Raw genomic sequence first — 26,360 nt, forward strand, 5'->3', positions numbered from 1 at the left:
TGTAATCAACGGTTTATGACGACAAATCCCTTACTGGTTCCTATCGACAGTCTTATTGACTATCCCGCCATCCAGCCCGAGCATATCGAGCAGGCGGTGGACCAACTGCTGGCCTTGGCCCGCCAAGCCGTAGACACCGTCTCCAACGACGATAGCGAACCCAGTTGGGACAACATCGTCGAGCCCATCACTGACGCCACCGAGACCTTGTATCGCGCCTGGTCGGTAGCCGGTCACCTGAACTCGGTCATCAATACGCCCGAACTGCGCACGGTGTACAACCAGTGCCTGCCGCGCATGAGCGAGTTCTCGACTTGGGTGGGCTTGAACCGTCCTTTGTTCCTGCGTTATCAGGCTTTGGCCGACAGTCCGGCCTTTGCCGCCCTGACGCCCCAGCGCCAACGCATCATTACTCTGGCCCTGCGCGATTTCCGCCTGAGCGGCGTGCAACTGGAAGGTCAGGCGCGTGAAGACTACGCCCGTATTTCCGAAGAGCTGGCACAGACTTCACAGCAATTCTCCGAGCATGTACTGGATGCCATTGATCAGTGGCATTACCTGGTCACCGATCAGGCCGAGCTGGACGGTATCCCGGACGACGTTCTGGCTGCTGCCCAACGCGCTGCCCAGGAAAACGATCAGCCAGGCTGGCGTCTGACGCTGAAAATGCCTTGCTACCTGCCTGTCATGCAATATGCACGCAACCAGACCTTGCGTGAATTGATGTACCGGGCCTACACCACCATCGCCTCCGATCAGGGCGATGCTCAATTTGACAACTCCCAGGCCATTGAAACCTTACTGGACCTGCGTGCCCAGGAAGCGGGTCTGTTGGGTTTTGCCAGCTACGCCCATATGCGTCTGGAAACCCGCATGGCCGACACCCCAGAACAGGTGATGAGCTTCTTGCGCGATCTGGCGATCAAGGCTCGCCCCTACGCCCGCCAGGATCTGGACGAGCTGCAAGCCTTTGCCCAGAAAGAGCTAGGCCTGGAAACCCTGCAAGCCTGGGATGTGCCTTTCAGTGCCGAACGCCTGCGCGAACAGCGCTACGCCTATTCGGAAGACGAGGTCAAACAGTACTTTACGGAACCCGCCGTTCTGAATGGCCTGTTCAAAGTCATCCAGCGTTTGTTTGACGTGACCCTGCGTGCCGCTGACGTCCCCGTCTGGCACCCAGCCGTACGTCCTTTTGAAGTCATTGCCTCGGATGGCAAGGTTCTGGGCTATCTGTACATGGACCTGCACGCCCGCCAAGGCAAGCAAGGCGGCGCCTGGGTGGATAGCGAACGCAGCCGTCGCCGTCTGGGTGAGGCGCTATGCCTGCCTATTGCCTACCTGGTGTGCAACTTTGCCGAACCCCAGCCCGGTCGCCCCGCCCTGCTCACGCACGACGATGTGATCACTCTGTTCCACGAATCTGGCCACGCCCTGCATACCCTGCTCTCGCGTGTGGATGATCCCGCCGCCTCGGCCTTCTCCGCCGTGGAATGGGACGCCATCGAGCTACCTTCGCAGTTCATGGAAAATTTCTGCTGGGAATGGCCAGTGGTGCAGATGCTGACCGCTCATGTAGAAACCGGCGAACATCTGCCCCGTGCGCTCTACAACAAGCTGAATCTGGCCCGCAATTTCCAAAGTGGCATGCAAATGGTGCGTCAACTGGAATTCTCCCTATTTGACATGCTGATCCACTCGCGTGACAGCGGTATGAGCATTGATGCGGTCATGGAGATTCTGGATCAGGTACGCCAGGAAGTCGCCGTGCTGTTCCCGCCCGAGTGGCACCGTTTTCCGCATCAGTTCTCGCACTTGTTTGCGGGTGGCTATGGCGCGGGATACTACAGCTACAAATGGGCCGAAGTCCTGTCCGCTGATGCCTACTCGGCCTTTGAGGAAAAAGCCTATACCCACTCGGATGGGGCGCGTGATACCCTGGACAGCAATACGGGCCATCGCTTCTGGCGCGAAATTCTGTCTGTAGGAGGCGAGCGCCCGGCGGCCGACTCCTTCCGTGCTTTCCGTGGCCGTGACCCATCCATTACTGCCCTGCTTCGTCACAGCGGGCTCACTCCCGAGCCAGCCTGAACCCAGAGGACGTCCATGATACCCAGCAGCCCGGTAAAGCCCATTCTTGTCTTGTTAAAACAATGTGGCCTGATACTGGCGCTGGGTCTGTTCTTGCTGGGCAGTGCTGCCGCTGCCAATCTGCATCCCGTCCGTGGCTTCCTGCCCGATCTACGCTTTTCCCTACAAGCCGCTGGCCCCAAAACCGTCACCCAGGATGACTTCAAAGACAACGTCGTCATGATGTTCTTTGGCTATGCCAGTTGCCCGGATATTTGCCCCACCACCCTGGCCCAATTGGGCCAGGTTATGGAATCGCTGGGAAACGACGCCGAACAGGTACGCATCATCTTTGTCAGTGTGGACCCCCACCGCGATACGCCCGACTCCCTGGCCCGTTATATCGCCGCCTTTGATGGCAAGCACACCACGGGGCTGACGGGCTCTGAAAAGCAGATAGCGGACCTGGCTCGTCGTTATCGAGTGGCATTCCAGATTGAAAAGCCCGACCCCACAGCACCCGAGAACTACGAGGTGTCACACAGCCGTGGCGTGTATATCTTCGATCAGCAAGGCAAAGCGCGGTATCTGGCACCCGATACAGAATCAGTGCAGGTTCTGGCGGATGGGGTGCGCAGTCTGCTTCACTAAAACAGCCCCTGCAAGGCTTCATCAAATAAATACACAATGCCCCGAAAGTCAGGATGCTGATCCTGTTTTTCGGGGCATTGTGATAGGTAACACAACAAGCACCCAAAGTAGCTACTTGGCTCGTAAGGCAGACTGAGCCTGGCGCAAAGCCGTACGCAGACCTTCTTCCAAGACAGGATGATAGAACGGCATGGCCAGCATCTGATCCAGTGTCAGTCCCATCTGCAAGGACCAGGCCAGCAAGTGGGCAATATGTTCAGCCTGAGGCCCCACCATCTCGGCGCCCAAAAACCTGCCCTCCTTGTCCGCATAAACGTGTAACAAGCCACGGTTGACCAGCATCACGCGAGCACGACCCTGATTGCCAAAGTTCACGCTGCCTGTCACCGCCCCGTCTGGCAACGATTTAAAAGGCGTACCGACGACAGCCACCTGCGGATCACTAAACACCACCGCCATGCGCGCACGACGCGCCATAGGCTTGTCCTGGCCATTGCTGACGGCCTGCAAAGCGGCCAGACGACCATCATCTGCGGCCTCGTGCAAGATAGGCGCACGCTGGTTCACATCACCCGCCAGATAAATGGAAGTGCCTTTCAGTTGTAAGCTATCCAGGTCAAACACCACCCGCCCTTTGCTATCCCATTGCGCCGGCGTATTTTCCAGCCCCAGATTATCCAACTGCGGTTTGCGGCCTGCCGCTCCCAGCACGTAGTCGTAATCCTCAACCAGCTCCTTGCCATTGACCTGCAAACGCACGCGCGCCTTGCCATTGACAACTTCGCTACCCAATACGGCTACATCAGCGCGAATGTTCAGCTCCTGGCTAAAGATCGCTCGTCCGGCTTCACGCACTTCGGGATCAGAAAGACCCGCCAGACTCTGGCTGCGGTTGATGATAGAGACCTTCACGCCCACACGCGCCAGCGCCTGACCCAGCTCCAGGCCAATGACACCGGTGCCCACGACCAGCACACTTTCCGGTAGATCCGTCCAGTCGAAAATCTCTTCGTTACTGATTAACAAAGCCCCCAGCGGCTCCAGCTCCTTGGGGCGCACCGGCGTGGAACCGGTAGCAATAATCACGTGTCCTGCAGTGATACGGGTATGGTCGTCCACTTCCAGCACATGCTCGGACACAAAGCGGGCATGGCCACGCACTTTGTCTTCAGCATCAAAGCCTTCCACATCGTCCACCACAAACTGTACAAAACGATCCCGCTCGCGACGCACGCGATCCATGACCTCTTTGCCTTCAACGCGGATATTGCCGTCTACGTGAACACCAAAGGGAGCGGTATGGCGAACATGATGGGCAGCATCGGCCGCTGCGATCAACAACTTGGATGGCATGCAGCCAACGCGCGCGCACATGGTGCCATAAGGGCCTGATTCAATCATCAGCGTTCGTTTACCGGCGCGTTTGGCCGTACGATACGCTGTCATGCCTGCTGTCCCCGCTCCAATCACGGCAACATCACACTGAATTTCTTTCATAACCGCTCCTTGAATCCATACCAAGGCGATCAGGGGCCTGATGACCTGCCCGAGCACCCGTTCTACAATGTACAGAATTGACTCTTTCAATCATAACGCAGTCCCCTTGCACTGCCCCGAGGAAAGCCCATGCTGATTAGTGAAGCGGCCCGCCTAACCGGCCTGACACCCAAGATGATTCGGCACTATGAAGATCTGGGACTCTTGAATAGTGACCGTGCCCCCAATGGCTACCGCGTCTATCAGGATCAGGACCTGGATACCTTGCATTTTATTGTGCGTGCCAAGGACCTGGGTTTCAATCTGGCGGACATTCAGCAACTGACCAGCCTGTGGCGCGACCAGCAACGCCCCAGTAGCGAGGTCAAGCAACTGGCTCAGGCACATATCAAGGATCTGGAAAGCCGCGCGGCCCTCTTACTGGACATGGCGGCCAAGCTGCGGGTGCTGGCTGAACAATGCCAGGGAAACCAGCATCCTGATTGTCCGATTCTGGATGGTTTGGAGGGGGCATGCTGTCATACAGACGCTTTGGCTAATGCAGACTCACATGATCCCGCCCACCGTAACGCCAGTAGGGGCAAGTTTTAAGCCACCCAAACGCCTAGCGCCATTTAAGGCACAACAAATGACGATGCAGGTGAAACACAGAATCTACAGATCCTTCCCTTAACAACCCATCATGATCGCATCAGCCATGCCTGACGGCGGAACAAACACAAAAAAGGCCTGAGTTCCTCGTCGGACTCAGGCCTTTTAAACAAGGCTGCGAACTTGGCGTATGCAAGCTATCGCACAATCTTAGGCAGGCTGCCACTCCGTCACAAACTTTTGTGGCTCAGGACGCTGGGCAGGACCCAGATTGTGAATAGGCGTACCTACCGACACAAAGCCCAGGAACTGGTAATCCAGGGAATCGAAGCCCAAGGCTTCCGGGACTTCCTCACCATAGGTGCCCAGGCCAGTGCTCCAGAAAGCACCAAAGCCTAACTGGTGAGCCGCATGCAACATATTGCTGACGGCTGCGCCCGTTGCCAAAACACGTTCCAGTTCAGGGATTTTTTCTTCGCCATGATCAATGTGGCTGGCCACGGCGATGAGCATGGGCACTTTGGCCAGCCAGGCGCGGACGCTGGCAGCTTTCTGCTCGGTCAAGGGATTGCCAGCGCGCTCATTGGCGGCAATGGCCAGTTCACCCAAAGCCTGCACGTTTTCGCCACGAATCAGGCAAAAGCGCCATGGCTGCAAACGGCCATGGTCAGGAGCGACCATGGCCGCGCGCAAAATCAGATCCAGCTCCTGCTCGTTCGGGCCGGGGCCTTGCACCAGCTTGATGGAGCGACGGGACAATAAAGAATCAATAGTACTCATAGTGCTTCCAGAATCAGTTAAGCGTGCCCTGCCCTGATGGCAGGGCTCAGTCAGGATTGAGCAGGAGCGCCCGCTTGTACCAGTAGGGCTTTCATGTCGCGCACGGCTTTTTCCCAGCCGTCAAAGACCGCCTGGGCAACAATAGCGTGACCAATATTGAGCTCCGTCAACCCGGGCAAGGCGGCAATCGCTTGTACGTTGCCGTAGTGCAGGCCGTGACCGGCATTCACACGCAGACCTTGCGACACACCTTGAGCAATACCGGCACGGATACGTTCCAGTTCGCTGGCGGCCTGCTCAGGCGTTTGAGCATCCGCATAGGCGCCAGTGTGCAGCTCAATCACGGTAGCGCCGACTTCACTGGCAGCGCGAATTTGCGCCGGGTCGGCATCAATGAACAACGAGACGCGAATACCGGCGGCCTGCAATTGCTGCACCGCGGCCTTGACCTGGTCCAGACGGCCCAGTACATCCAGACCACCTTCGGTCGTCAGTTCAGCACGGTGTTCGGGAACCAGGCAGACATCGTCCGGTTTGATACGGCAGGCAATGTCCAGCATTTCGGTGGTGATGGCGCATTCCAGATTCATCCGGGTACGCAGTACGGGGCGCAGGGCCTCGACGTCGGCATCCTGAATATGACGCCGGTCTTCACGCAGATGTAAGGTAATCAGGTCCGCTCCGGCTTCTTCTGCTCGCAAAGCGGCCTGAATTGGATCAGGGTATGTGGTCAGACGCTGCTGGCGCAGCGTCGCCACATGATCGATATTGACGCCCAGTTCTAACATTCCCCAAGGACCTCCGTAGTTTCAGGGATGAATGACCAGACGTATTATCGCCTGTTTACTCCGGTGCTGTCCCAGTGGCCTGGGTCTTTGTTTCAGGCTTGACGGTTTCAGCTGTCCAGCCGCCACCCAAAGCCTTGTACAACTCGACCCGGTTCATCAGAGATGCCAAGCCAGTGTGGATGTAGGCTTGACGTGTACCGTACAGGCTGACTTCCGCCGTTTGTACCTGCAGGAAGCTGTCTATACCCACTTCGTAACGCAGCTTGGCCAAACGCAAGCTTTCGCTGGCAGCCTGATCAACCTCTTGCAAGGCATCGATCTGCTGACCATAGGTGGCTTCGCCCGCCAGAGCATCAGCCACTTCACGGAAGGCTTCCTGAATGGTTTTTTCGTACTGGCTGATCGCAATATCACGACGAGCCTCGGCCAAATCCAGATTGGCCCAGGTGCTGCCCGACAGCAGCGGCATGGTGATTTGCGGCTGGAACTGCCAGTAACGGTTACCCGAACTGAACAGACCACCCAGCTCGGGGCTCATGAAACCCAGCAGGCCCGTCAGGCTCAGACGCGGAAAGAAGGCAGCGCGTGCCGCACCGATGCTGTAGTTGGAGCCACGCAAAACGTGCTCGGCGGCCAGAATATCAGGACGACGCTCCAGCAGTTCTGCCGACAGCCCCACGGGCAAGCTAGGCATCAGTTGCGCACGGGTAAAGGGCAAGCCTGCTGGCAGATCTGTGGGGATTTCACGTCCCAACAAAACCTGCAAGGCATTCAGCGCCCGCTGACGATCACGCTCAACAGCCTGCATATCAGAACGCACGGTGTTGTATTGCACCTTGGCCTGATTCAAATCCAATGCGGACACCGTACCGGCATCATAAGAGGACTGCACCAGACGCAATGTCTCTTGCCGGCTACGCAAGGTGTTGCTCATCAGAGCATGCAGTTCTTCTGCAGCACGTACTTTAAAGTAGGCTTCAGCCGTGCCCGCCACCAAGGCGATGTGGGCGGTACGCTGAGCCTGCTCGGTGGCAAAGTACTGTTCACGAGCAGCACGGGCCAGATCACGCACTCGACCAAAGAAGTCCAGCTCAAAAGCAGTAATGCCAACGCCGGCCTGATACGTACGGGACACAGGCTCCGAGGTTGGGCCAGCGGGACGTAATTCAGCCGGTGTATGGGTGGCCTGCTGGGCCGCCTGCACACCGATGCTGGGCAACTGGTCACTGCGTGCCACACCATACTGCGCCCGAGCTTCCTCGATGCGCTGGGTGGCAATACGCAAGTCACGATTGTTTGCCAGGGCCTGCTCGATCAGGGCGTGCAGACGCGGATCGGTAAAGAATTCGCGCCAACCCAGATCCGCTACCTGTGCCGCATCCACCTGGCCCTGCTGGGCCAGCGGGAATTGTGCAGGCACAGGAGAGTCAGGACGCTCGTACTTCGGTGCCAAGGAGCAAGCCGACAAGGCAAACGCCACAGCCAGCACCAAGGGACTACGTAAAAACATACTAGACATCAGTGCTGTCCTCCTTGCGAACCGGCCGGCTGTGCAGCTTGCTTGGCCAGTTCTTCCTCATGCAATTTGGCGGCTTCGCCAAACAGACGGGGTTTGGTTTTAAAGAGCTTGAGGATCACGACAAAGAAGGTCGGCACCATCAAGACAGCCAACGGCGTTGCAGCCAACATACCGCCCAGCACGCCCAGACCCACGGCGTTCTGGCTGGCAGCACCCGCACCGGTGGAGGTAGCCAGAGGCACCACACCCAGCACAAAGGCGAAGGAAGTCATCAAGATAGGACGGAAACGCAAGCGGGCGGCCTCCAAGGTGGCATCAATCAAGGTGGCTCCACGTGCGTAGGCATCCTTGGCAAATTCCACAATCAAAATCGCGTTCTTGGCCGACAGACCGATTACCGTCACGAGCCCCACCTGGAAGTACACGTCATTAGGCATGCCCAAGCCAGAGACCAGCAAGACCGAACCCAGCATACCCAGTGGTACAGCCAGCATCACGGACAGCGGAATCGCCCAGCTCTCATACAAAGCAGCCAGCAGCATGAACACCACCAGAACAGCCAAGCCCATCAGGATACCCGATTGACCGGCCGCCTGACGTTCCTGGTAGGACAGGCCAGTCCAGTCCACACCAAAGCCGCTAGGCAACTGCTTCATCAGGTTTTCCATCTCGATCATGGCCTCACCCGAGGTATAGCCTGGAGCAGGCCCCCCACTGATACGAACGGACTCGTAGCTGTTGTAGCGCACGATCTGCACCGGACCTTGTTCGGTCTCCTGGCTCACAAAGGCAGACAACGGAACCATTTTGCCTTCATTGTTGCGAGCATTCAGCTTGAGCACATCCTCAATGGTCATACGGTAAGGCGCATCAGCTTGTAGCCAGACATTTTGCACACGACCCTGATTGGTAAATTTACCTACGAAGGACGAACCCAGGGCGCCACTGATCAGGGCAGAGGCCTCGCTGAAGTTCACCCCCAAGGCAGCCGCCTTGTCACGGTCAATTTCCAGACGAATCTGCTTGCCAGGTCCCAAGCCTGTGATGCGCACGCTCTGTGGATCAAACACTGGGCTTTGCTTGGCCAGCCCCAACAACTGATCCGCAGCGGCCATCAAGGCATCGTGACCCAAGCCAGCACGATCTTCCAGACGCATATCAATACCCGAGGAGTTACCCAGAGCAGAAATAGCAGGAGGCACAATCGCGATCACCATGGAGTCAGGCAAACCGAAGAGCAACTGGCCCATGGCCTTGCCGGAAATAGCTTGGGCCGAGTTTTCCTCGCCTTTACGTTCGTTGAAATCCTTCAAGGGCACAAAGGCAATAGCCGAGTTCAAACCACTACCGTTAAAGCTGAAGCCCTGCACGGCAATGATGTTTTCAACCTGAGGCTGTTCTTTGAAGTAGTCCTCGACCTTGGAGATGGTTTCAATCGTACGGTTGGCCGTCGAACCGGCAGGCAGTTCGATATTGGCAATCACGTAGCCCTGATCTTCCTCGGGCAAGAACGCGGTTGGCATACGCATGTACAGGAAACCCAGCACCAGCACCATGATCAGATAGATGAACATCATCCGACCGCCACGACGCAAGGTCTTGCCAATAAAGCTTTCGTAACCGTTGGTGGTACGCGTAAAGACACGGTTGAACCAGCCAAAGAAGCCACGCTTGGTTTCGTGATGGCCCTTGGGAATCGGTTTCAACAAGGTCGCGCACAGAGCAGGCGTAAAGGTCAGTGCCAGAAAGCCCGAGAAGGCAATCGACACGGCCATGGCCACCGAGAACTGACGGTAAATCACACCCACCGAACCGGCCATGAATGCCAGGGGCAAGAACACGGCTGACAGCACCAGCGTAATACCCACAATAGCGCCACTAATTTGCGGCATGGCTTTCTTGGTGGCTTCTTTAGGCGAGAGCCCGTCTTCGACCATGATACGTTCGACGTTCTCCACCACCACGATCGCATCGTCCACCAAAATACCAATGGCCAGCACCATGGCGAACATGGTCAGCACGTTCACGGACATGCCCATCACCTGCATCACCGCAAACGCCCCCAGGATAGCCACCGGCACCACCAATGCAGGGATCAGGGTGTAGCGTACGTTTTGCAGGAACACATACATCACGATGAACACCAGCACCATGGCTTCCAGCAAGGTGTACACCACCTGGGTGATGGACTTGTCCACGTAGGGCGAGGTGTCGTAAGGAATGTCGTAGCGGATGTTTTCCGGGAAGAACTCGGCCAACTTCTCCATTTCGGCTTTAATCGCCGCAGCCGTATCCAGCGCGTTCGCCTCAGGCAATAAGGAGATCGCAAAGGCCGCTGTCGGTTTGCTATTCAGACGAGCACCAAACTGGTAGTTGTCTGCCCCTACCTCCACACGAGCCACGTCCTTGATACGCACGGTCGAGCCATCAGGCTGCGAACGCAGAATGATATTTTCAAACTCTTCCACGGTTGCCAACTGACCATTAACCGTAATTGGCGCGGCTACACGTTGGCTATCCTGATTAGGAGGCCCCCCCAGGATACCTGCGGACACCAACATGTTTTGCTGACGAATCGCATTGGTCACGTCTGCAGGACTCATCTGGTAGCCAACCAGCTTGGCAGGGTCCACCCACACACGCATGGCACGACCAGCAGCAAACAACTGGAAGCGAGCCACACCAGGAACACGGGAAATCGTGTTCTTGATATTGCGTACGATGTAGTCAGCCAACGCCGTCTGATCCATGCTACCGTCCGTAGAGGACAAGGTCACCACTTGCAGAAAGCCTGTACTGGACTGCTCCACGTGCAGTCCCTGCTCCATCACGGCTGTCGGCAAAGAGGCCGTAATGTTGTTGACACGGTTCTGGACATCCACCTGCGCCATATCAGGATCAGTACCAGGACGGAACGTGGCGGTGATTTCGGTCGAGCCATAGGAATCACTGACGGACTCGTAGTACAGCAGGCCCTTGGCACCGTTCAGTTGATCTTCGATCACACTGGCTACCGTGCTGGCAACGTCTTCCGCCGTTGCACCTGGGTAAGTCGCCCGGATGGTGACCGAAGGAGGTGCCACATCGGGATACTGCGCTACGGGCATATTGGGCAAGGCCAATAAGCCAAATAGCGTGATCGCCAAGGCAACGACCCACGCAAAAATGGGCCTTTCAATAAAAAACTGAGGCATATTGCTTACTCGCTAGGCTTGGCTTCGTTTGGCTCAACAACAGCGGCCGGTTCCTGTGCGGGAGCCGCATCAGGGGCAGGCGCAGCGGCTGGTTTGTTACCTTTCCAAGGCATCGTCTGGACAGGGGCACCGGGACGAATCTTCTGAAAGCCTTCGACAATGATCTGGTCACCGGCTTGCAGGCCTTGGTTGACCACATACTGACCATTGCTTTCAGCTCCCAACACGACCGGTACGGACTGGGCTTTCTCTTCACGAACCACGTAAATATTGGAAGCACCATCCGAGGTGTACTGAACTGCCTGGGCGGGCACCAGCAAGGCCTGTGGAATCACGCCCTGCTCCAGACGAACGCGTACGTACATGCCGGGCAAGAGGATCTCGTCAGGGTTGGGGAATACGGCACGCAAGGTCACTTGCGAAGTGGAGGGATCGACGCTGACACCGCTAAACAGCAGCGCACCGTCCTGGTCATACAAAGAGCCATCTTCCAACACAACTTTGGCTCTGGCCTGAGCCTCACCAGCCGACTTCAAGGTGCCATCAGCCATGGCACGACGCAACTGCGTCAGCTCCGCCGTGGAACGGGTCACATCAATATAGACGCGATCCAGTTGCTGCACCGTTGCCATATGTGTGGCGTTGGTGGCCGAGACCAATGCGCCTTCGGTCACGAAGGATTTGCCAATACGACCTGACACCGGCGACACAATCTTGGTGTAGCCTAAATCAATATTGGCGCTCTCCAAGGTCGCTTGCGCAGCAGCAATCGCCGCATCGGCCTGCATCGCACGGGCCTTGGCGTTATCGTAATCCTGACGCGAAACCGCATTTTCCTTGATCAGGCGCTCGTAACGCTGGGCCAATTGCCTGGCGCTTTGTGCCTCAGCCTGAGCATTTTTCAACTGGGCTGCCGCTTGATTGCGAACGGCACGATACGGAGCCGGGTCAATGGTAAACAAAAGTTGGTCTTGTTTGACATCAGCGCCCTGCTCAAAGTTGATCTCTTCCACGATCCCGGAAACACGGGCGCGAATTTGGGCATCTTTAATCGCTTCGACTCGTCCAGGCAGCTCGGAGAACAACTCGGTAGAGGTCGGTTGGACGGTAATCACGCTGACCGGGACCTTCATCCCGCCGGCCGGAGCTTGAGGCTCTTTATTACCGCACGCGGCCAGAAGAACCAAGGAAGAGAAGGCAGCAATGCGCAAAGGCTGCCGACCCAGCAAGCTTTTAAATGACATGAAGAACTCCTGAGCTAAGCGTTGCATGGGAGTTTAACGCTTAAACTGACTGGATTGTATGGTTTGGACAAGCAGAAAGTATATGTCGAAAAAGCCCAAATCAAACAGGAAAATTTGCGATGAGACGCATTTCGATCTTGCAATCGTTTGGCGACTACGATTAGCCAGCTCCCCCCTTGCACTTGCCCCGTCGTCCGCCTACGCCAAAAGAACACGTATTATCATATACCTAGGGGTTTTTTAATATAAAAAAACCGCGTTTACCCCCTAGAGTTGACGCGGTTTTCCAGATGCGGAATAGTGCTTTCTAGCCTAGCAATAAACTATCATCGGCCAGTGTTTCACCCCGCACCTTCTCGAACATCTCCAGCAAATCGCGTACATCCAGGCCTTGGCGCTGCTCACCGCTGACATCCAGCACGACCTTGCCCTGATGCAGCATCACGGTTCGATCACCCACATCCAGAGCCTGTCGCATACTATGCGTGACCATCATGGTGGTCAGGCCACCTTCGCGCACAATACGGTTGGTCAGTTGCAACACAAAGTCTGCCGTACGCGGATCCAATGCGGCGGTATGTTCATCCAGCAGCAAGATCTTGGAAGGACGCAAGGCGGCCATCAACAAACTGACCGCCTGACGTTGACCACCCGACAACAAACCGATACGGTCTGTCAGACGGTTTTCCAGACCCAGGCCCAGCGTTTCCAGACGCTCTGCAAACTCCGCACGCATGGAGTGACGCACGGCACGGCTCAGACCACGGCGGCTGCCACGGCAGGTGGCCAGCGCCATATTTTCTTCAATGGTCAGATCCTCACAGGTACCGGCCATCGGATCCTGAAACACACGGGCAACCCAATTGGCGCGTTCCCAGACCGGACGACGCGTCACGTCCACGTTGTCGATCATGATTTGTCCCTCGTCGACCGACTGGTCACCCGAGATCGCATTCAGAAAGGTGGACTTGCCCGCGCCGTTCGAACCGATCACGGTCACAAACTGCCCTTCGGGAATGGTCAGGGACAAGCCGCGCAAAGCACGGGTTTCAATAGGCGTACCTGGGTTAAAGGTCAGGCACAGATTTTTTGCTTCCAACATTACTGAGCCCCCTTCTGTTTACGAGCACGCTTTTTCTTGAGCAATGGAATCACCAAGGCCACAGTAACCAACAAAGCGGTGACCAGGTTCAAGTCTTGTGCTTTCAGACCAATCACATCGGCATTCAGGGCCAATGCAATAAAGAAACGGTACAGAATCGCACCCAGCACCACGGCCAAGGTGGCGTAGAACAGTTTGCGTGCGGGCAAGATGCTTTCACCCACAATCACGGCAGCCAGACCAATCACGATGGTCCCAATACCCATAGAGATATCCGCCCCACCCTGCGATTGTGCAAACAAGGCACCCGCCAAGGCGACCAGCGCGTTGGAAATCGCCATGCCCAGCAAAAGCATATTGCCGGTTGCCACACCTTGCGCACGCGCCATACGGGCATTGGCGCCAGTAGCACGCATGGCCAGACCCGTCTGCGTACCAAAAAACCAGTCCAGCGCCAGCTTGGCAATGATCACCAAACCAATCAACAACAAAGGACGGGCAATATAGTCAGCGATGGCTTCGGGCTGCAGAATCGTGAAGACCGTCGGTTCCATGATCAAAGGAACATTGGGACGACCCATGATGCGCAGGTTAATGGAATACAAGGCGATCATCATCAGGATACTGGCCAGCAGATCCATGATTTTCAGGCGTACATTCAACCAGCCGGTAATGGTGCCGGCAATGGCGCCAGCAAACGTCGCCACCACGGTTGCCAGGAAAGGATCATTGCCCTGGCTGATCAGGATGGCAGCAACCGCCCCACCCAAAGGAAAACTGCCATCGACCGTCAGGTCAGGGAATCGCAAGATGCGAAAGGAAATCAGAACACCCAGAGCAACCAGTCCGAAAATCAGACCAATCTCCAGGGCCCCCCACATTGAATAGATAGACATATTGTTGGACGTCTAGGATACAAAAGAAACAGGCGGGCAGCTTGTGGCAACCCACCTGCAAGAAGCAGTCAGCTCAGGCTTATTCGACGATTTTTGTAGCGGACTTCACGAAGTCCTCGTTAAGCGAAACGCCTTGGCGCTTGGCAGCGCCCGGATTGACATACAGTTCCAGATTGCTGCTGGTCTCGGAGGCCATATCGCCAGGTTTTTCACCCTTCAGAATACGGATCACCTGTTGACCGGTTTGCAGACCCAGGTCGTAATAGTTCACACCCAAAGCCGCAATTGCACCACGGGCCACACTATCCGTGTCCGACGCAATCAAGGGCACCTTGGCATCGTTACCGACCTTGACCAAGGACTCGTAAGCGGACACCACGTTGTTATCAGTATTGGTGTAGATCACATCGACCTTGCCCACTAGGCTACGGGCAGCCGCCCCGACGTCCACAGTACGAGGAGCCGTAGCCTCTACCAGCGTCATACCGTGCTTGGGCAGCAGCTCTTTCATTTCCTTGACGACCACAGCCGAGTTGGCTTCACCGGGGTTGTATACCATACCCACACGCTTGGCATCGGGAACGATTTTCTTGATCAGATCAACCTGGGCTTCCAATGCCAGAGCGTCAGACACACCCGTCACGTTGGTGCCGGACGGCTCCATGCTGGGCACCAGATGCGCCACCACGGGATCAGTCACCGCCGAGTACACCACAGGAATGGTTTTGGTTGCTGATACGACGGCCTGAGCCGAAGGAGTGGAAATCGCCACAATCACGTCAGCCTTGTCGCCAACGAACTTACGAGCGATCTGGGCGGCAATGGCAGGGTTGCCCTGCGCAGTCTGAAACTGCCATTTGAAACCCGAGGCTTCGTTGTAACCGGCATCGGTCAGTGCTTTGTGTACCCCATCCTTAATGGCGTCCAAGGCCGGATGTTCCACAATCGACGATACCGATACAGATTGCGCATGAACCGCAGCGCCCGACATCAATCCCACACAAGCCAACGCGGCCGCCACCTGATGCACCGATCTGATCAGCTTCATCCAATTACTCCTTAGATGCAAAAAACGAAAATTTTAGGTGTTAAGTCTAACGCGAACAGCGAGACTTTGACCCTTGAGGTAATCCCTGCCCTACCACCTTACTGGTCTAGCATCTGCCGACGAAACGACAACAGTTCCCTGGCCCAACGTGTGGCCGGTAACCCATAATCGGCCTGCACCTGCTCGGCCCGATTCAACAGCTCTCCGGCCGTCATCTCCAGTGTGCTGCCCTTGAAGGCCAGAATCACTTGATTGCCCTCATCCATTTCGGGCAAGAGTAATACTTTGCCATCAAAGGCCTCACGGATGTTGTCAATATTATGTTTGAAGCTGGGGTGCGCGCCAAAAAGATTGACGGTCATGATGCCCTCATCGTCCAGAATGGCGCGACAATCCTGGTAAAACTCCAGACTATCGCGCACCGGGCCTTCCGCATGCGCATCATACAAGTCCACCATCAAGGCGCGATACTGGCTGTGCTGATCACTGTCTTGTACCCAGATACCGGCATCGGCTTGATCAATCAGGGAGCGCGGACTGCGCGGCAGCCGGAAGAAGGCATTGCACATGCCGATCACTGACGGGTTCCATTCCACCGTCTGCACCTGACTGCGGGTCTGCTTCAAACAGAAACGTAGCAAGGAGCCCGCCCCCAGGCCCAGAATGGCCAGTTTATGTTCGGGTTTGGGGTCTTCCATAAATAGCAGCCAGGCCATCATTTGTTGTGTGTAGGCCAAGACCAATTCAGCGGGTTTGCGTATACGCATGGCACCTTGAATCCACTCCGTACCAAAGTGCAGATAACGGATCCCTTCGCTTTCTGACAACGTAGGACTATCGTCCCCCTGCTCACCAGCCATGAAACTCTTCCTTGCAAATCAGTCAGGTGGCCCGGCTCAGGCAGAAGCAACTTTCCCCCAGCAATCTGAACCTGGACATACCCTGCAGACAGAGAAAACAACGCCGGAGGTGGCACTGCGCCCCTTCCGGCGTTGTTTAGCAAGGCGCCATCATAACAGCGATCACTTGATGAGAACGGCTCACTGACGTTCGATAATCAGGGCCACGCCCTCGCTGCCGCCATGACACATGGTCACCAGCGCATACCGGCCCTGGATACGCTGCAACTCGTGCAAAGCCTTGACCACCAGTGCCGCCCCTGTCGCCCCCAAGGGATGACCCATACTGATACTGCCGCCATTCGGGTTGACACGCTCTGGATCAAAATCCAGCTCCTTGGCAACGGCGCACACCTGTGCCGCAAACGCTTCATTAGACTCGATCACATCAATATCAGCGACCGTCAGTCCCGCTCTCTTGAGCGCCAAGCGAGTCGACGGCACCGGCCCCATACCCGCCAACTGTGGATCCACGCCCGCATGTGCCCATGAACGGAGCTTGCCCATGGGTTTCAAACCTTGACGACGCGCCTGCCCCTCTTCCATCATCAACACCACCGCCGCCGCATCCGCCAAACCCAGGATATTACCGGCCGTCACCGTCCCCCCGTCGCTCTGGAAAATAGGCTTCAAGGCGGCAAGCTGCTCCAGACTGCCATCATGCCGAACATGCTCATCTTGCTCGAACATGGTCCCATCATGAGCCGCCATCGAGACGATCTGCTCTTTAAAGTATCCGTTCTCAATGGCGCGAGCCGCTCGACGATGCGACTCCAGGGCCAACTGATCCTGTTCACAACGAGACACACCGTACTTTCTGGCGACATTCTCCCCCGTCACCCCCACATGCTCCCGAGTCAACGGGCTGATGAAGATTTCCGACAGGACATCGACCAAGGCCACATTACCCATGCGGCTCCCCCAACGCTGGGACGTCGCCATATACGGTATTCGACTGGTGCTTTCAACACCGCCAGCCAAGGCCACCCGGGCCTCACCCAATACAATCGCTTGTGCTGCCGAAATAATGGCCTGCAAACCTGATGCACATAAACGATTCACGCTCATGGCGACCGCCTCATGAGCGACCCCCACCCTCATGGAGGCCGCCCGGGCCAAATAGATATCCTGAGGCTCAGTCAGCACCACCTGCCCCATTACCACCTGCTCCACCTCCGAGGCAGAGACTTTGCTTCTGCCCAACACTTCCTGCATAACAGCAGCGCCCATCTCAACGGGGGGCACACTCCGTAACGAACCACCAAAGTTACCAAACGCGGTTCGACACGCCTGAACCAGGACAACGTTTTGCATACGAATCTCCTTTTTTCTGACGAGATACAGCAACGGCCTCGTGTTCAACCACACAAGCCACGTATGATTTTTAAAACAATTCAATGCAATTGGCGGGATACTTAGGGGCCTCTACAACAACAAATAATCAAGTCGACGTTTTGAACGGTTCCTAAAAAGCTGGGCAGCAGCCTGATCTTTACGGTGTTTCATAGGCCAAAAAAAAACCGGAAAGTGGTTTGACTCCACTTCCGGTTTTCTTGTTCTCTGAGCTACATCAGAGAGGCGCTATCTTTCAGACTCAAGGGCGCTCGAAAATCGCCGCAATCCCCTGCCCGCCACCAATGCACATGGTGACCAGCGCATAACGACCTTGGACACGCTGCAATTCGTGCAATGCCTTGACCGTAATCGCGGCACCAGTCGCGCCAATAGGGTGACCCAGACTGATACCACTACCATTGGGGTTCACACGTGCCGGATCCAGACCCAGTTCACGCACCACCGCGCACGCTTGGGCAGCAAAAGCTTCGTTAGACTCGATCACATCCAGATCCGACACGCTCAAACCGGCGCGCTCCAAAGCCAAACGAGTTGCTGGCACAGGACCAATACCCATAATGCTGGGATCCACCCCGGCATGCCCCCAGGACACCAGCTTGGCCAACGGCTTCAGACCGCGTTGACGTGCTTCTTCCGCACACATCAGCAAGACAGCAGCAGCACCATCGTTCAGGCCCGAGGCATTGCCTGCCGTCACACTGCCGCCTTCAGGCATAAACACAGGTTTCAGGCCGGTAAAGTTCTCCATCGTGGCATCCAGACGTACGTGCTCGTCCTGATCAAACACGATCTCACCCTTGCGGCTTTTCTGGATAATAGGCACGATCTGCTCTTTAAAGTAGCCTTGCTCGATCGCGCGACGCGCACGCTGGTGCGATTCCAGTGCCAGTTCATCCTGATCGGCACGGGTCACGCCGTATTGACGGGCCACATTTTCGGCTGTGATGCCCATATGAACACGATCAAACGGATCGGTCAGCGCGCCGGTCATCATATCCATCATGACCGAGTCACCCATGCGAGCCCCCCAGCGATGCGCACTGGACATATAAGGCGCCCGACTCATGCTCTCTGCTCCGCCTGCCAAGGCCACCTTGGCATCACCCACCAGAATGCCCTGCGCGGCCGACACAATGGCTTGCAGACCTGAGCCGCACAAACGGTTGACGTTCATGGCTGGTGTTCCATGTCCCACGCCTGCCTGGACCGAGGCCACACGCGACAAGTACATATCGCGCGGCTCGGTTTGGATAACCTGCCCCATCACGACATGCTGAACGTCTGCCGCCGATACGCCACTTCTGTCCAGTACCGCGCGCAACACCGTGGCGCCCATTTCGATGGGCGACACATTCTTGAGTCCACCACCAAAATCACCAATCGCGGTACGGCATGCCTGGACGACAAGCACTTCTTTCATATGAATCTCCCTCAATCCCATTGGGATATGATGACCAGCATAAAAAAGCCAAGCTGACAAAAACGTCCACTCGAATATACACGGCTGCCATGGAAAACCATAAAGCAGACACAAAGACCGTAATTCGCAGTATGGTTTGATACCTTACCCACAAGACACGTTCTTGATAACCCTTTTTATAGGATTCCCCCTCATGTACGAGCGTATCCTGGTCTGCACCGACGGCTCAGAACTGTCCGCCCACGCTGTCACCCATGCCCTGAATCTGGCCAAAACCAGCGGCGCCAAATTGCTGGCCCTGCGCGTCATCCCGCGCTATCGCCAAAGCTACCTGGAGGGCGGCCCCATTATTGACCAGAAGCTCGATAGCCGTATCGAAGCCTCTTGGCTCGAGCACGCGCAATCCGAGCTGGCGGCTGTCAAACAAGCCGGTAAAGACATTGGTGTGTCGGTCAAGAGCTTGGTGGTGAAATCGGAACTGGTGGCCGACGCCATTATTTCTACCGCTGAAAAACAAAACGCCGACCTGATCATCATGTCCTCGCATGGCCGCAAGGGCTACAAGCGCCTGCTTTTGGGCAGCGAAACCCAGCACGTCCTGACCTACTCGGAAATCCCCGTACTGGTGATCCGCAAGAAAGCCAAGAAAAAATAAAACATGGCCAGGCATCAAAACGCAAACTTCGGTTTGCGTTTTTTATTCTCGGGAGCTCCGCATGACTATCAGCACACAGGAAAAACGTCGCCGTTTTCGAGCTTTGCATGAAAGCGGCCTACTGATTTTGCCCAACCCTTGGGATATAGGCGGGGCCAAGCGCCTGGAACGTTTGGGTGCTCAGGCGATTGCCAGCAGTAGCGCAGCTTTTGCCTGGTCAAACGGCCTGGAAGATTTTGAAGTGGGCCTCGATGCACTGCTGGCGCATTTGCGGGAGCTGGCAGGCTGCACGAATCTACCGCTCAATGCCGACTTTGAAAACGGATTTGCCGATGAGCCGGAACAGGTCGCCGAAAACGTCCGCCTGGCCATTGAAACCGGCATTGCAGGTTTATCCATCGAAGATCGCCATGGAGACAAGCTGTACGAGCTGGATCTGGCGGTGGCTCGCATACAAGCAGCCAAGCGAGCCATTTACAACAGCGGCGAGGACGTTCTATTAGTAGGACGCAGTGAAGGCATGCTGATTGGTACGTTGAACCTGAAACAAACCATCACCCGGCTGCAAGCCTTTGCTCAGGCGGGCGCCGATGTAGTCTATGCCCCCGGTTTACGTGAACTGGGCGACATTGCTCTCGTTGTCCAGGCCCTGGCGCCTACGCCCGTCAATGTGCTGCTGATTCATCCGGGGCTCAACGTCCCTGATTTGGCTGCCATAGGCGTGCGCCGTGTCAGCACAGGCTCACAACTGGCGCTAGCCACGTGGAACCGGTTTGAACAAGCCAGCCTGCAGTTGCTGGAACAAGGGCATCTACCCCCCACCCAAGCTCATCGCCGCTGGTCTTAATGCAAAACGGACAGGCATAAAAAAAGCGCAAGCAACATGGCTTGCGCTTTTTAACCCTTCAGTCAGAACTTAGCTGTCCTGAGCCTGGTCGCTGGAGGCGTCCACTTTGGCTTCCTGATCGGTTTCTACGACTGCTTTCTTGGGAGCCACCCAATTCAGGGGCTCAACCTCAAAAGCCTGTTTACGACGTACTGGTTTCGATTTGCTCACGAATAACTCCTGCTCAATATCGCCAGGGGGCACTGCCCTTAGCGCCCCGATTTCTTTATTATATCAATGATTAGACCACAAATCAATTTCAACAATACTATGAGCACATTATGAAAGCAAATTAGCCGACGTTAAAGAGAAATAAGAGAAATTCAAAACAAGGGTTTTTCATAGACAACTCCAGCCAAAATAACAGTTCTGCAGATACCGCTCCCTGCCCGAGCACAAGCCCCCAGAAAAAAGTACTTTTCACGCAGTTAAGTAAAACAATAAAGAGACAATGGCATGCATGATTTCCGCTCCATCGACAATCTGGATCGTTCCTTGCGCTACTTTTTACGCATCGCACAACTGGGTTCGGTCAGCAAAGCCGCTGACGATTTGGAACAAAGCCAATCCAGCCTGAGCAAACAATTAAACACCCTGGAACAGAGCCTGGGCCAAACCCTGTTTACGCGCACCGGACGCGGAGTCACCCTGAATGATGCAGGCGAGCGGTTGCGCCAAGCCATTGAGCCTGCTTACAGCAGCATTGACGGTGCTGTCCATGCCATGCGCCAGGATCATGGCGTCAATTCGGGCACGGTGAGGCTGGCTACCGTACACACATTAAGCTACTACTTCATGTCCGATGTCGCTGCCGCTTTCATGAGCTCACACCCAGCCGTGAATTTGTCCTTGTTGGGGCGCAGCTCGCCCGAGGTAGTGGCCTTGGTGGAAAGTGGCAAGGCTGATATCGGCTTTGTATACGACTCGGCAGTGGACTGTGGCGGCCTAGTCTCGCACACCTTGTTTGACGATCAAATGTGCCGCATCTCCGCCAAGCAAGAGTCTTTTCCCAATGCAGATTTAAGTCACCAAACCTTGCGCTTGATCGGCTTTCCGCCCCACTACGCCTTGCGCCGCATGATTCACCGCAGCGGTCTGCATCCCGAATTTGTAGCGGAAGTCGAAACCATCGACGCCATGTTGCGGCTGGTCGCTTCAGGATTGGGGGACTGTATCTTGCCCAGCCGCATTCCCGACAGTTTGTTGCACGAGCACAATCTGCACAAATACCCGATTGAGCAACCTACCCTGCAACGGCGGGTTGTGGCGATCTTGCGGGCAGACCGGGATCCCCAAGCACTGACTTCACGGCTGCTGGAATGTGCTTTGCGCACGGCTCAAAGCCTGTAGATCAACCCTGCAACCAGAACACACCGGCGCCGAGTGTGTAGCAGACGGACAGCCCATAAAAAAAGACCTGATGAAAGACACTTCAAGTCTGGAAGTTTTCCAGAGTCTTGAAGGTCCATCACCAGGCCCGCTTGCTTTTCTGCTCTATCCCAAGGCCGACTCCCTGCCCCGGCCCTGGATAGCAAACCGCATTACTGTGCCACGCAGTCCACGTAGTAACGCTTCTGACCGGAAGCATCGACCTCTTCGACAAAACCGTGGATATCTGTACCAAAGCCAGGGCACTGGCGATGCAATTCACGCGAGAACTTCAGAAAATCCACAATCGTCTTGTTGAAGGCTTCGCCAGGAATCAACAGTGGGATACCGGGCGGGTAAGGTGTGATCAGGTTGGTGGTCACACGACCTTCCAACTGATCAATTTCTACCCGTTCCGTACGACGCTGCGCAATGCAGGCAAACGCATCGGCTGGACGCATGACAGGCACCACATCTGACAAATACATTTCTGTCATCAGGCGGGCAATGTTGTGCCTGGCGTAAAGCTGGTGCACGTGCTGGCACAAATCACGCAAGCCCATTTCTTCGTAGCAAGGATACTGACGTGCAAATTGCGGCAAAACACGCCAGACAGGCAAGTTACGATCGTAATCATCCTTGAACTGCTGCAATGCCGTCACCAGGGAATTCCAACGGCCTTTGGTAATGCCAATGGTGAACATAATGAAGAAGCTGTACAAGCCAATCTTCTCCACAATCACGCCACGCTGCGCCAGGAACTTTGTCACGATGGAGGCCGGAATCCCGGTTTCACCAAAGGTACCCGTCAGATCCAGGCCGGGGGTAACTATCGTCGCCTTGATCGGATCGAGCATATTAAAGCCATCAGCCAAGGGGCCAAAGCCGTGCCATTCGCTGTGCTCAACATCATCTGTGATAATCCAGTCCTCAGGCTTGCCCACACCGTCCTCTGTCAGTGTTGGCGGGCCCCAGACCTTAAACCACCAGTCGTCCTCATCAAACTGGGACTCAACCTTGCGCATGGCACGACGAAAGTCCAACGCTTCAATAATGCTTTCTTCAACCAGCACACGGCCACCGGGTGGCTCCATCATGGCAGCAGCCACATCGCAGGACGCAATAATCGCGTACTGCGGGCTGGTGCTGGTGTGCATCAGGTAGGCCTCATTGAACAAATGACGGTCCAGGCTACGGGTGACCGAGTCCTGCGCCAGCACGTGGCTGGCCTGGCTCAAACCGGCCAGCAGCTTGTGTGTGGACTGCGTGGAGAACACCATGGTTTCCTGAGGACGCGGACGGTTCTTGCCCATGGCATGGAACTGACCATAAAACGGATGGAAAGCCGCATGCGGAATCCAGGCCTCGTCAAAGTGCAGCACTTCCACGTAACCGTCCACGGCATTCTTGATCTCTTGAGTGTCGTAAATAATGCCGTCGTAGGTGGACTGAGTCAGCGTCAACACACGGGGTTTGACCGTGTCGGCATCCAGGTGCGAAAGCAAGGGGTGCTTGCGGATCTTCTCGCGAATGGTCTCGATATCAAACTCACTGCGTGCAATTGGGCCAATAATCCCGAAGTGGTTACGCGTAGGACGCAAAAACACGGGGATAGCGCCCGTCATGACAATGCTGTGCAAAATGGATTTATGGCAGTTGCGGTCCACAACCACCACATCGCCCGGCGCCACCGCGTGGTGCCAGACAATCTTGTTGCTGGTGCTGGTACCGTTGGTCACGAAAAAGCAGTGATCAGCGTTGAAAATACGTGCAGCATTGCGCTCACTGGCCCCAATGGCCCCATTGTGGTCCAGCAATTGACCCAGCTCTTCGACGGCGTTGCACACGTCGGCACGCAACATGTTCTCACCAAAGAACTGATGAAAAATCTGCCCGACCGGGCTTTTCAGAAAGGCCACACCGCCCGAGTGACCAGGGCAGTGCCAGGAGTAGGAACCGTCCTCTGCGTAATCGAGCAAGGCTTTCAAAAACGGGGGCTTGACACCTTCCACATAGCTGCGCGCTTCACGCACGATGTGACGCGCCACGAACTCGGGCGTGTCCTCGAACATATGAATGACGCCTTGCAGCTCACGCAAGATATCGTTTGGCATATGACGAGCCGTTTTAGTCTCGCCATACACATAAATAGGCACATCCGTATTGCGACGACGCACAGCCCGAATAAAGGCACGCAGATTGACCAGCGCCGGGGCGCTATCTCCATCTTGCGTGAACTCCTCATCATCGATGGACAAAATAAACGCGCTGGCACGACTTTGCTGCTGGGCAAATTGACTCAAATCGCCATAACTGGTGGTTCCCAACACCTCGAAGCCTTCGGCCTCGATCGCATCTGCTAATACACGAATGCTCAGACCAGACGCATTTTCAGAACGAAAATCCTCATCGATGATCACAATGGGGAATTGATATTGCATGCCATGTCCTTAATACAAGGGAGCGCCGCAGGGGCGGCAAAAAAAGGGAGGGACGCCAGTCGCTTTTGTGCAGCAGATCGTACCGATTTTCACGTCCCGTCATGTGACACTTGCTTTTCCCTACGTCCTTGGGCATAATTCTACATGTCCCAGGACAAAACAAAAGGCGTGGTGACAGATTGGCTATGTGACGGACTGCAAATCCGTTCAGGTTGGTTCGATTCCAGCACACGCCTCCATCTTGCTTGCATTCAAGACAGACAAAACTGGCCTTCTTTCCGGTTTTGATCACACAGAAAAAGTCGCCATTACGGCGATTTTTTTATTCCCTTTTCCTGCACGGCAAATCCTTGTACTACGCGCTGCGGCCAAGCAATTCCATCGATTTTGGCCTACCGTTCCAACTTGGCCTGCAATTTAACACAAGCAGGCGCGTGACCTGCCCAAAAAACCCTCTTTTTAGTGCCCTAAAAACATCAATCTGCCCTCAATGCCATTCAGGTCTTGAGCCCGGACTTTGTAGCTGTTACATGCAAATGGTTTGAGGGCAAATTGATTGTCTGAACATGTCGGTTTTTTACTACGACCTAGAACAAAGAGAAACCCAATGATCCTTTTCAGCCTCGTGGCATCGCTGGCTTTAAAACCAGCCCCTGGCTGACGCTGATATGATGGCGGCATTCGCGCACGCCAAGTGCCCTCTTGCCTGTTTCCGACACGCTGATGGCCGCCTCTGCACCACCTCTATCGATAAAGCCCTGCTCCAGCGGCTTTCTCTGATCAATTTGAATTATCTGACACCATGAAACTCACTACCTGGAACGTGAACTCCCTGAACGTCCGTCTTCCTCAAGTTCTGGACTGGCTGGCCGCCAACCCCGTAGACGTGCTGTGTCTTCAAGAGCTGAAACTGCCCGACGAGCGTTTTCCTTTGGAGGCGTTTCAGGAAATCGGCTACCACGCGCACTGGGCGGGTCAAAAAACCTATAACGGTGTGGCCCTGATTTCGCGTGAGCCTGGCACGGATGTGCAACGCAATCTGCCCAATTACGAAGATCCGCAACAGCGTCTGCTGGCGGCCACCTACCCTTCTCCTGATGGCCCGGTGCGTGTGATCTGTGCCTACTGCCCCAACGGGCAATCGCTGGAGAGCGAGAAGTACAGCTACAAGCTGGAATGGTTTGCTGCCTTGCACGACTGGCTGGAAAAAGAATTGCAGCAGTATCCCCGCCTGGCCATTCTGGGCGACTATAATATTGCCCCAGCCGACCAGGACGTTCACGACCCTGCGAAGTGGGCTGATGATGTTTTGGTCTCCCCACCCGAGCGGGCAGCCTTCGAGCGTTTGCTGGCCCTAGGCTTGCACGACGCCTACCGCTTGTTTGAACAAAGCGGCAGCCCTTTTACCTGGTGGGACTATCGTCGTTTTGCCTTTCGCCGCGATGCCGGACTGCGTATTGACCACGCCCTGCTGTCCGACGAGCTCAAGGCCCGTTGCTCGGCCTGCGATATTGACCGCGAACCACGTGCCAATGAACAGCCTTCGGACCACGCGCCCGTTACCGCCACCTTGTCTTTTAGCTGACACACTCATTTCATTATGCAAATTCAAAGCGAAATCATTGAGCAGACTGACTCAGCCTATGTGCTTGAGATCACCTTGGAAGAGGAACACAAGGTCTGGGCCTATCTGGCCATCAGCGAACCTGATCTGGATGCAGTCGCCAATATTGTCCCACCCGAGCAATTCGAAGCCGGCGGCGATGTTCACGTGATGGCCATTGCTCAGTCCAAAGATGCCCCACGAGAAGTGGAAGAGGTTCTGTTTTCCATGAACCCGAATGACACGGTGGTCTTTCTGTGCGCGGACCAGGCCAGCATCATGGCCGTCTTGACTGAGTTCGGACAAACCGACCCAAGCAGTAATTAATTCTTTTATAAAAATTCACCTCTAGAGT

General features: G+C 55.6%; 22 protein-coding genes and 1 tRNA gene. 9 read left to right on the forward strand and 14 right to left on the reverse strand.

From position 1 onward, the window contains the following. Positions 1 to 15: 15 nt before the first annotated feature. Together ACDI13_RS00450 and ACDI13_RS00455 are read left to right on the forward strand one after the other, a co-directional pair. Entirely contained in the window at positions 16 to 2,088 is a 2,073-nt protein-coding gene (locus ACDI13_RS00450) for a M3 family metallopeptidase (RefSeq protein WP_316988191.1), read from the forward strand. Positions 2,089 to 2,103: 15 nt separating this feature from the next. Next, positions 2,104 to 2,718, forward strand: a complete 615-nt coding sequence (locus ACDI13_RS00455; RefSeq protein WP_316988190.1) for an SCO family protein — start codon at positions 2,104 to 2,106, stop codon at positions 2,716 to 2,718. A 111-nt stretch (positions 2,719 to 2,829) separates the two neighbouring features. Here ACDI13_RS00455 and ACDI13_RS00460 read toward each other — a convergent pair whose 3' ends face one another. Beyond that, positions 2,830 to 4,215, reverse strand: coding sequence for a dihydrolipoyl dehydrogenase (locus ACDI13_RS00460; protein WP_316988189.1), 1,386 nt, complete (start codon positions 4,213 to 4,215; stop codon positions 2,830 to 2,832). Between the two features lie 129 nt (positions 4,216 to 4,344). Here ACDI13_RS00460 and ACDI13_RS00465 point away from each other — a divergent pair, with 129 nt between their 5' ends. Next, positions 4,345 to 4,806 carry a MerR family transcriptional regulator gene (locus ACDI13_RS00465; RefSeq protein WP_316988188.1) on the forward strand — a complete coding sequence of 154 codons (462 nt, stop codon included), beginning with the start codon at positions 4,345 to 4,347 and terminating at the stop codon, positions 4,804 to 4,806. Positions 4,807 to 5,016: 210 nt separating this feature from the next. Here the strand turns inward: ACDI13_RS00465 and ACDI13_RS00470 are convergent, their stop codons facing one another. From ACDI13_RS00470 to ACDI13_RS00520, 11 genes are all read right to left on the reverse strand, one after another. Continuing rightward, complete coding sequence (locus tag ACDI13_RS00470; RefSeq protein ID WP_026483308.1) at positions 5,017 to 5,586, reverse strand: nitroreductase; 570 nt, start codon at positions 5,584 to 5,586, stop codon at positions 5,017 to 5,019. 50 nt (positions 5,587 to 5,636) lie between these two features. Further along, positions 5,637 to 6,374 (reverse strand): pyridoxine 5'-phosphate synthase, encoded by a 738-nt coding sequence (pdxJ, locus tag ACDI13_RS00475; RefSeq protein WP_316988187.1) that lies wholly within the window; start codon positions 6,372 to 6,374, stop codon positions 5,637 to 5,639. 55 nt (positions 6,375 to 6,429) lie between these two features. After that, complete coding sequence (locus ACDI13_RS00480; RefSeq protein WP_316988186.1) at positions 6,430 to 7,893, reverse strand: efflux transporter outer membrane subunit; 1,464 nt, start codon at positions 7,891 to 7,893, stop codon at positions 6,430 to 6,432. Further along, a complete protein-coding gene (locus ACDI13_RS00485; protein ID WP_316988185.1) occupies positions 7,893 to 11,087 on the reverse strand; it encodes an efflux RND transporter permease subunit in 3,195 nt (1,064 codons plus the stop codon). The genes ACDI13_RS00480 and ACDI13_RS00485 overlap by 1 nt, the downstream gene beginning before the upstream one ends. A 5-nt stretch (positions 11,088 to 11,092) precedes the next feature. Then, the gene (locus ACDI13_RS00490) at positions 11,093 to 12,331 is read right to left on the reverse strand and encodes an efflux RND transporter periplasmic adaptor subunit (protein WP_316988184.1); all 1,239 of its coding nucleotides are present in this window, start codon (positions 12,329 to 12,331) and stop codon (positions 11,093 to 11,095) included. 307 nt (positions 12,332 to 12,638) lie between these two features. Next, positions 12,639 to 13,433 carry an ABC transporter ATP-binding protein gene (locus ACDI13_RS00495; protein WP_316988183.1) on the reverse strand — a complete coding sequence of 265 codons (795 nt, stop codon included), beginning with the start codon at positions 13,431 to 13,433 and terminating at the stop codon, positions 12,639 to 12,641. Further along, entirely contained in the window at positions 13,433 to 14,329 is an 897-nt protein-coding gene (locus tag ACDI13_RS00500; protein ID WP_094196861.1) for an ABC transporter permease, read from the reverse strand. Before ACDI13_RS00500 ends, ACDI13_RS00495 begins: the two co-directional genes overlap by 1 nt. A gap of 79 nt (positions 14,330 to 14,408) precedes the next feature. Continuing rightward, a complete protein-coding gene (locus ACDI13_RS00505) occupies positions 14,409 to 15,377 on the reverse strand; it encodes an ABC transporter substrate-binding protein (RefSeq protein ID WP_372372588.1) in 969 nt (322 codons plus the stop codon). Positions 15,378 to 15,475: 98 nt separating this feature from the next. Continuing rightward, positions 15,476 to 16,237, reverse strand: a complete 762-nt coding sequence (locus ACDI13_RS00510) for a spermidine synthase (RefSeq protein ID WP_316988182.1) — start codon at positions 16,235 to 16,237, stop codon at positions 15,476 to 15,478. A gap of 180 nt (positions 16,238 to 16,417) precedes the next feature. Then, positions 16,418 to 17,590, reverse strand: a complete 1,173-nt coding sequence (locus tag ACDI13_RS00515; RefSeq protein ID WP_316988181.1) for an acetyl-CoA C-acyltransferase — start codon at positions 17,588 to 17,590, stop codon at positions 16,418 to 16,420. A 280-nt stretch (positions 17,591 to 17,870) separates the two neighbouring features. Continuing rightward, positions 17,871 to 19,052: an acetyl-CoA C-acyltransferase family protein gene (locus tag ACDI13_RS00520; RefSeq protein WP_316988180.1), complete on the reverse strand. Its 1,182-nt coding sequence runs from the start codon at positions 19,050 to 19,052 to the stop codon at positions 17,871 to 17,873. Between the two features lie 193 nt (positions 19,053 to 19,245). Here ACDI13_RS00520 and ACDI13_RS00525 point away from each other — a divergent pair, with 193 nt between their 5' ends. Further along, positions 19,246 to 19,707, forward strand: a complete 462-nt coding sequence (locus ACDI13_RS00525; RefSeq protein ID WP_316988580.1) for a universal stress protein — start codon at positions 19,246 to 19,248, stop codon at positions 19,705 to 19,707. Between the two features lie 61 nt (positions 19,708 to 19,768). Continuing rightward, a complete protein-coding gene (locus tag ACDI13_RS00530) occupies positions 19,769 to 20,554 on the forward strand; it encodes an isocitrate lyase/phosphoenolpyruvate mutase family protein (RefSeq protein WP_316988579.1) in 786 nt (261 codons plus the stop codon). Between the two features lie 69 nt (positions 20,555 to 20,623). On the opposite strand, the gene ACDI13_RS00535 is transcribed toward ACDI13_RS00530, so the two are convergent. Then, positions 20,624 to 20,764 carry a hypothetical protein gene (locus tag ACDI13_RS00535; protein ID WP_021446543.1) on the reverse strand — a complete coding sequence of 47 codons (141 nt, stop codon included), beginning with the start codon at positions 20,762 to 20,764 and terminating at the stop codon, positions 20,624 to 20,626. Between the two features lie 285 nt (positions 20,765 to 21,049). On the opposite strand from ACDI13_RS00535, the gene ACDI13_RS00540 reads away from it, so the two are divergent. After that, complete coding sequence (locus tag ACDI13_RS00540) at positions 21,050 to 21,943, forward strand: LysR family transcriptional regulator (RefSeq protein WP_316988578.1); 894 nt, start codon at positions 21,050 to 21,052, stop codon at positions 21,941 to 21,943. 191 nt (positions 21,944 to 22,134) lie between these two features. On the opposite strand, the gene ACDI13_RS00545 is transcribed toward ACDI13_RS00540, so the two are convergent. Next, entirely contained in the window at positions 22,135 to 24,402 is a 2,268-nt protein-coding gene (locus ACDI13_RS00545) for an arginine/lysine/ornithine decarboxylase (protein WP_316988581.1), read from the reverse strand. Between the two features lie 165 nt (positions 24,403 to 24,567). Here ACDI13_RS00545 and ACDI13_RS00550 point away from each other — a divergent pair. From ACDI13_RS00550 to ACDI13_RS00560, 3 genes are all read left to right on the forward strand, one after another. After that, a tRNA-Cys gene (locus ACDI13_RS00550) sits at positions 24,568 to 24,641 on the forward strand. A 563-nt stretch (positions 24,642 to 25,204) separates the two neighbouring features. Next, the gene (gene xth / locus ACDI13_RS00555; RefSeq protein WP_372372591.1) at positions 25,205 to 25,987 is read left to right on the forward strand and encodes an exodeoxyribonuclease III; all 783 of its coding nucleotides are present in this window, start codon (positions 25,205 to 25,207) and stop codon (positions 25,985 to 25,987) included. A 15-nt stretch (positions 25,988 to 26,002) separates the two neighbouring features. Next, a complete protein-coding gene (locus ACDI13_RS00560; protein WP_372372592.1) occupies positions 26,003 to 26,332 on the forward strand; it encodes a hypothetical protein in 330 nt (109 codons plus the stop codon). Positions 26,333 to 26,360: the final 28 nt, after the last annotated feature.

Origin of the sequence: Alcaligenes faecalis, assembly GCF_041521385.1 — a bacterium.
Classification (GTDB): Bacteria; Pseudomonadota; Gammaproteobacteria; order Burkholderiales; family Burkholderiaceae_B; genus Alcaligenes; species Alcaligenes faecalis_E.

Coding starts and splice junctions, on each gene's coding strand:
- ACDI13_RS00450 (WP_316988191.1), top strand. CDS start 16: ATGACGACAAATCCCTTACTGGTTCCTATCGACAGTCTTATTGACTAT.
- ACDI13_RS00455 (WP_316988190.1), top strand. CDS start 2,104: ATGATACCCAGCAGCCCGGTAAAGCCCATTCTTGTCTTGTTAAAACAA.
- ACDI13_RS00460 (WP_316988189.1), bottom strand. CDS start 4,215: ATGAAAGAAATTCAGTGTGATGTTGCCGTGATTGGAGCGGGGACAGCA.
- ACDI13_RS00465 (WP_316988188.1), top strand. CDS start 4,345: ATGCTGATTAGTGAAGCGGCCCGCCTAACCGGCCTGACACCCAAGATG.
- ACDI13_RS00470 (WP_026483308.1), bottom strand. CDS start 5,586: ATGAGTACTATTGATTCTTTATTGTCCCGTCGCTCCATCAAGCTGGTG.
- pdxJ (WP_316988187.1), bottom strand. CDS start 6,374: ATGTTAGAACTGGGCGTCAATATCGATCATGTGGCGACGCTGCGCCAG.
- ACDI13_RS00480 (WP_316988186.1), bottom strand. CDS start 7,893: ATGTCTAGTATGTTTTTACGTAGTCCCTTGGTGCTGGCTGTGGCGTTT.
- ACDI13_RS00485 (WP_316988185.1), bottom strand. CDS start 11,087: ATGCCTCAGTTTTTTATTGAAAGGCCCATTTTTGCGTGGGTCGTTGCC.
- ACDI13_RS00490 (WP_316988184.1), bottom strand. CDS start 12,331: ATGTCATTTAAAAGCTTGCTGGGTCGGCAGCCTTTGCGCATTGCTGCC.
- ACDI13_RS00495 (WP_316988183.1), bottom strand. CDS start 13,433: ATGTTGGAAGCAAAAAATCTGTGCCTGACCTTTAACCCAGGTACGCCT.
- ACDI13_RS00500 (WP_094196861.1), bottom strand. CDS start 14,329: ATGTCTATCTATTCAATGTGGGGGGCCCTGGAGATTGGTCTGATTTTC.
- ACDI13_RS00505 (WP_372372588.1), bottom strand. CDS start 15,377: ATGAAGCTGATCAGATCGGTGCATCAGGTGGCGGCCGCGTTGGCTTGT.
- ACDI13_RS00510 (WP_316988182.1), bottom strand. CDS start 16,237: ATGGCTGGTGAGCAGGGGGACGATAGTCCTACGTTGTCAGAAAGCGAA.
- ACDI13_RS00515 (WP_316988181.1), bottom strand. CDS start 17,590: ATGCAAAACGTTGTCCTGGTTCAGGCGTGTCGAACCGCGTTTGGTAAC.
- ACDI13_RS00520 (WP_316988180.1), bottom strand. CDS start 19,052: ATGAAAGAAGTGCTTGTCGTCCAGGCATGCCGTACCGCGATTGGTGAT.
- ACDI13_RS00525 (WP_316988580.1), top strand. CDS start 19,246: ATGTACGAGCGTATCCTGGTCTGCACCGACGGCTCAGAACTGTCCGCC.
- ACDI13_RS00530 (WP_316988579.1), top strand. CDS start 19,769: ATGACTATCAGCACACAGGAAAAACGTCGCCGTTTTCGAGCTTTGCAT.
- ACDI13_RS00540 (WP_316988578.1), top strand. CDS start 21,050: ATGCATGATTTCCGCTCCATCGACAATCTGGATCGTTCCTTGCGCTAC.
- ACDI13_RS00545 (WP_316988581.1), bottom strand. CDS start 24,402: ATGCAATATCAATTCCCCATTGTGATCATCGATGAGGATTTTCGTTCT.
- xth (WP_372372591.1), top strand. CDS start 25,205: ATGAAACTCACTACCTGGAACGTGAACTCCCTGAACGTCCGTCTTCCT.
- ACDI13_RS00560 (WP_372372592.1), top strand. CDS start 26,003: ATGCAAATTCAAAGCGAAATCATTGAGCAGACTGACTCAGCCTATGTG.